The sequence below is a fragment of the Actinomycetospora sp. genome (assembly GCF_055612215.1).
Genome location: NZ_JBVPVA010000440.1, coordinates 1 through 5,693 on the forward strand (window position 1 = coordinate 1; position 5,693 = coordinate 5,693).

General features: G+C 72.3%; 5 protein-coding genes. 2 read left to right on the plus strand and 3 right to left on the minus strand.

Translation table 11 applies throughout. The annotated features are described in order from the left end of the window. Positions 1–571, minus strand: a 571-nt coding sequence (locus tag AC0CYZ_RS12345; RefSeq protein WP_472215684.1) for an aminotransferase class I/II-fold pyridoxal phosphate-dependent enzyme, incomplete at its 3' end; no start/stop codon positions are given. A 101-nt stretch (positions 572–672) separates the two neighbouring features. After that, entirely contained in the window at positions 673–2,091 is a 1,419-nt protein-coding gene (pyk, locus tag AC0CYZ_RS12350; RefSeq protein ID WP_472215686.1) for a pyruvate kinase, read from the minus strand. Positions 2,092–2,191: 100 nt separating this feature from the next. Here pyk and AC0CYZ_RS12355 point away from each other — a divergent pair, with 100 nt between their 5' ends. Both AC0CYZ_RS12355 and AC0CYZ_RS12360 read left to right on the plus strand, forming a co-directional pair. Further along, a complete protein-coding gene (locus AC0CYZ_RS12355; protein WP_472215688.1) occupies positions 2,192–3,508 on the plus strand; it encodes an AI-2E family transporter in 1,317 nt (438 codons plus the stop codon). Positions 3,509–3,582: 74 nt separating this feature from the next. Then, on the plus strand, positions 3,583–3,762 hold the full coding sequence (locus AC0CYZ_RS12360; protein WP_472215690.1) for a hypothetical protein: 180 nt from the start codon (positions 3,583–3,585) through the stop codon (positions 3,760–3,762). Between the two features lie 70 nt (positions 3,763–3,832). Here the strand turns inward: AC0CYZ_RS12360 and AC0CYZ_RS12365 are convergent. Next, on the minus strand, positions 3,833–5,693 hold a 1,861-nt coding region (locus tag AC0CYZ_RS12365), incomplete at its 5' end, for a RelA/SpoT family protein (RefSeq protein ID WP_472215691.1).

The following is a 5,693-nucleotide window of genomic DNA, read 5'->3' on the forward strand; positions in this document are numbered from 1 at the left end:
CCCCCGCGAGCTCCTCCGCCGAGAGCACCCGCCCGGTCGGGTTGTGCGGGTTCACCAGCACGAGGAGCGCCGACCCGGACGACGCGAACGCCCGGTCCAACGCGTCGAGGTCCAGCGACCAGGACCCGGCGTCCCGGGCCATCGGCACCCGCACCAGCTCCCGGCCGAGCATCCCGGGCACCCGCAGGAACGGCATGTAGGCCGGCGTCGGGAGCACGACCGGGCTGCCCGCCGGCGTGAAGTGCTCGACGACGGCCGTGAGCGCGGTGAGCACGTCGGGCAGCGGCCGGATCCGGGCCGGGTCGGGTGCCCACCCGAAGCGGTCGGCCCAGAACGAGGAGCACGCCGCCGCCATGTCGGCCACCCAGGCGTCGGGCAGATAGCCGAACCGGTTGCCGTCGACGCACGCGCGCACCGCGTCGGCGACCGGCGGTGCCGTCGGGAAGTCCATCTCGGCGACGAACGCGCCGATCAGGCCGCGGCCGTGCGCGTCGGTGCCGGGCGTGGACCACTTCCAGCTGCCGCCGGCCCGCATCGCGTCGGCGGTCAGCGCGTCGAACGGGTGCGCCATGCCCCCATGATCACCCACCGGGTCCACGCCGGAGTGCACGAGCGGCCGGTTCGTCACCAACGAAGGTCACCAACCGGCCGTTGGTACCGATCGACGGCGGCTCAGCGGGTGTCCTCGCCGAGCTTGTGCACGCGGATCAGGTTCGTCTTCCCCGCGGTCCCGGGCGGCGACCCGGCCACGACGACGACGAGCTCGCCGGGCGCGAACCGGCCGATCTCCAGGATCGACTCGTCGACGCGGCGGATCATCGCGTCGGTGGTCTCCTCCCAGGGCACGAGGAAGGTCTCCACGCCCCACGACAGCGCGAGCTGCGACCGGATCTCCGCGACTGGTGTGAACGCCAGCACCGGGAGCCGGGTGTGCAGCCGCGCGAGCCGCCGCACGGTGTCGCCGGTGCGGGTGAAGGCCACGAGGGCGCGGGCGTTGAGCCGCTCCCCGATGTCGCGGGCGGCCGTGGTCACCACCCCGCGCTGGGTCCGCGGCACGTGCTGGATCGCGGGCACCGACGCCGGGCCGGACTCGACCGCCGAGACGATGCGGGCCATCGTCTGCACCGTCTCGATCGGGTAGTCGCCGACCGAGGTCTCCCCGGAGAGCATCACCGCGTCGGCGCCGTCGAGCACGGCGTTCGCGACGTCGGAGGCCTCCGCGCGGGTCGGGCGGTAGTTGTGGATCATCGACTCGAGCATCTGCGTCGCGACGATCACCGGCTTGGCGTTCTCCCGGGCGATCTGGACCGCCCGCTTCTGCACCAGCGGCACGTCCTCGAGCGCGAGCTCGACGCCGAGGTCGCCGCGGGCCACCATGATCGCGTCGAACGCGAGCACGATCGCCTCGAGCGCGTCGACGGCCTCGGGCTTCTCCAGCTTCGCGATGACGGGCAGGCGCGCGTCGTAGTCGTCCATGATCTTGTGGACGAGCTCGGCGTCGGCGGGCGAGCGCACGAACGAGAGCGCGATCATGTCGACCCGCAGCCCCAGGGCGAAGCGCAGGTCCGCCTCGTCCTTCTCGCTCATCGCCGGGACCGAGACGACGGTGCCCGGCAGCGAGATGCCCTTGTGGTCGGAGACCCGCCCGCCCTCGACGACGCGGCACACCACGTCGCGCCCCTCGACGTCGGTGACCTCGAGCGAGACGTTGCCGTCGTCGATGAGCAGGGACTCGCCGGGCCGGACGTCGTCGGCGAGGCCGGGGTAGGTCGTCGAGACCCGATCATGCGTGCCCTCGACGTCGTCGGTCGTGATCCGCACGGTCTCGCCGGTGGCCCACGTCTGCGGTCCGTCGGCGAAGTTCCCGAGCCGGATCTTCGGGCCCTGCAGGTCGGCGAGGATGCCGACGGCGCGGCCCTCGGCGTCCGCGGCCGCGCGCACGCGCTGGTAGATCTCCTGGTGCTGGGCGTACTCGCCGTGGGAGAAGTTGAGCCGCGCGACGTCCATGCCGGCACGCACGAGGGCGCGGATCCGCTCGGGGGACGACGTCGACGGACCCAGCGTGCAGACGATCTTCGCGCGACGGCTCACGCCCCTCATCGTACGGCGGACTGCACCGATCCAGGAGACCCGGGACACGACCGGCTCGACCGTACGGCCCCCACGACGCGCCCCGGCTACGGTGACTGACGTGGCGACGTCGCAGGGGGAGGCCGACGCCGGTCGCGTGCGCGCGGACGACGGCCCGCGCCTCCAGCCGCAGGGTTCCGACGCGGCCAACGGCGCCGACGGGACCGCGGGCCCCGCGCCCGAGCGGCACCGACCGGCCGGCCCCGAGGCCGCCGACCGCGACGCCGCCGGGCCCTGGCGCATCCCCCACGGGCTCGACGTGGCCGCGGGCCTCGCCTGGCGCGTGCTGCTGATCGCCGCGATGGTCTACGTCGTCATCTACCTCGCCGGGACGTTCTCGGTCGTGCTCGTCCCGGTGGTGCTGGCGCTCATCGTCGCCTCCCTGCTCGCCCCCGAGGCCCACCTGATGAGCACGAAGGTCCGGTGGCTGCCGCACGCGCTGGCGACGGCGATCGTCGTGGTCGGCGGCCTCGCGGTGGTCGGCGGCGTGTTCACCGGCGTGGTCTTCGCGTTCATCTCCGGGCTCCCGGAGCTCACGACCCAGCTCAGCAGCAGCCTCGCCGAGATCCAGAACTGGGTGCGCACCGGTCCGCTCGGGCTGAACAACCAGCAGTTCACCGCGATCGGCGACCAGGTCCTCACGGGCATCCGGTCCAGCCAGTCGAGCATCGCGTCCAGCGCGCTCGGTGCGGTGGGCACCGTCGGCGAGCTGTTCACCGAGGGCCTGCTCGCGCTGTTCACCCTGATCTTCCTGATCCACGACGGCGGCGCGATCTGGCGGTTCCTCCTGCACGGCGTCCCCCGGCGGGTGCGCGGCCGTGCCGACCTCGCCGGGCGCCGAGCGGTCGCCTCGCTCGTCGGCTACACCCGCGCGATCGTCCTCGTGGCCTTCATCGACGCCGTGACGGCGGGGCTCGGCCTCTGGCTGATCGGCGTGCCGCTCGCAGTGCCGCTCGCGGCGCTGATCTTCTTCGGGGCGTTCGTCCCGACGGTGGGCGCGGTCGTCTCCGGGGCGGTCGCGGCCCTCGTCGGACTGGTCACCGGCGGGGTGACCGACATGCTGCTCGTCGTCGTGCTGCTGCTCGCGGTGCAGAACCTCGAGGGCTACATCCTCCAGCCGCTCTTCCTCGGCAAGTCGATCAAGCTGCATCCGCTGGCGGTGGTCCTGCCCATCGCGTGCGGGCTCGTCGTCGCCGGTGTCCCCGGCGCGCTGCTCGCCGTGCCGCTGGTGACGGTCCTCGACGCCGGGGTCCGGTCGCTGACCCGCCCCGACGACGCCGACGTCGACCCCGCCACCGTCAACCCGCTCGACCCGCGCTCGGCGCGGCCGGAGTTCGCCGACCCCGAGATCAACGTGGTGCCGGAGGCCGACGAGTAGCGGCAGGGCCTCGTGTGTGCTCGTCGTGAGGTGCGAGAAGGTGTGCGCCTACGCCCCGCACACCAGGAGTCCCCATGCTCGCCATCGTCGCCGCGGTCCTCTTCGGACTCGCCCTCGTGTTCCAGCTCGCCGGCTTCGCCTTCGGGCCCCTCACCGCCGAGCTGCTCCAGACCGCCGGCCTGCTCTTCGTCGCGCTCTACCTCGCCGGGATCGGCTCGCGCACCTACGTGCGCGGGCACACCCGCCGCCGGTAGGTGCGCTGTGCGCTCGTGAGCACTTTCCCGTGTCATAGGGCGGAAAAGTGCTCACGGGCGCGAAGCGCACCTACGACGCCGAGGTCACCCGGTACACGTCGTAGACGCCCTCGACGTTGCGCACCACGCGCAGCACGTGCCCGAGGTGCTTCGGGTCGCCCATCTCGAAGCTGAACCGACTCACGGCGACGCGGTCGCGGCTCGTCGTCACCGACGCCGAGAGGATGTTGACCTTCTCGTCGGCGAGCGCCTTGGTGATGTCGGAGAGCAGGCGGTGCCGGTCGAGGGCCTCCGCCTGGATCGCCACGAGGAAGACCGCCGTCGACGACGACGCCCAGCTGACGTCGACGAGGCGCTCGGGCTCGGAGCGCAGGTCGTCGGCGTTGGTGCAGTCGGTGCGGTGCACGGACACCCCGCCGCCGCGGGTGACGAAGCCGAGGATCTCGTCGCCCGGGACCGGCGTGCAGCACCGGGCGAGCTTGATCCACAGGTCGCCGGACTCCCCGCCGGACCCGCCGTCGACGCCGTTGACCACGACCCCGACGTCGCCGTTGCCGCGGCGCCGCTGGACCGTCGACGGCGTCGCGCGCTCGGCGAGCTCGTCCTCGTTCTGCTCCACCCCGCCGAGCAGCGCGACCAGGCGCTGCACCACGTGGCGGGCCGAGACGTGGTGCTCCCCCACGGCCGCGTAGAGCGCCGAGACGTCGGAGTAGTGCAGCTCGCGGGCGAGCGCGCCCATCGAGTCGGCGGACACGAGGCGCTGCAGCGGCAGCCCGGTGCGCCGCGCCTCGCGGGTGATGGCCTCCTTGCCGCCCTCGATCGCCTCCTCGCGGCGCTCCTTGGCGAACCACTGCTTGATCTTCTGCTTGGCCCGGGGCGAACCGACGAAGCTCAGCCAGTCCCGCGACGGGCCCGCGCCCTCGGCCTTCGACGTGAAGATCTCGACGACCTCGCCGTTCTCGAGCTGGCGCTCGAGCGCGACGAGGCGGCCGGTGTCGCGGCTGCCGCTGCACTTGTTGCCGACCTCGGTGTGCACCGCGTACGCGAAGTCCACCGGCGTCGAGCCGCTGGGCAGCGTGATGACGTCGCCCTTGGGCGTGAACACGAAGATCTCGCGGGTGGCGAGGTCGTAGCGCAGCGACTCCAGGAACTCCCCCGGGTCGGCCGCCTCCCGCTGCCAGTCGAGGAGCTGGCGCATCCAGGCCATCTCGTCGAGCTCCAGCGCATGGCCGTGCGACGCCGAGCTGTTCCTGGTCTCCTTGTACCGCCAGTGCGCGGCGATGCCGTACTCGGCGGTGCGGTGCATCTCGTGGGTGCGGATCTGCACCTCGAGGGGTTGCCCGTCGGGCCCGATCACCGTGGTGTGCAGCGACTGGTAGACCCCGAAGCGCGGCTGGGCGATGTAGTCCTTGAACCGGCCGGGCATGGGCTGCCACAGCGCGTGGACCATGCCCATCGCGGCGTAGCAGTCGCGGACGTCCTCGACGAGGATGCGCACGCCCACCAGGTCGTGGATGTCGTCGAAGTCCTTACCCTTGACGATCATCTTCTGGTAGATCGAGTAGTAGTGCTTCGGGCGACCGAGCACCTCGGCCTTCACCCGCGCGGCCTCGAGCTGGCCGGACACCTCGTCGATCACGGTGCGCAGGTAGGTGTCGCGACTCGGGGCGCGGTCGGCGACGAGCCGGACGATCTCGTCGTAGCGCTTCGGGTGCAGGATCGCGAACGCGAGGTCCTCGAGCTCCCACTTGACCGTCGACATCCCCAGCCGGTGGGCCAGCGGCGCGAGCACCTCGAGGGTCTCGCGGGCCTTCTTGGCCTGCTTCTCCGGCTTGAGGAAGCGCATCGTGCGCATGTTGTGCAGCCGGTCGGAGAGCTTGATGACGAGCACCCGCGGGTCGCGCGCCATCGCCACGACCATCTTGCGGATC

Bases quoted from the DNA above. Each gene is read 5' to 3' on its own strand.
- AC0CYZ_RS12360 (WP_472215690.1), top strand. From the start codon at position 3,583: ATGCTCGCCATCGTCGCCGCGGTCCTCTTCGGACTCGCCCTCGTGTTC.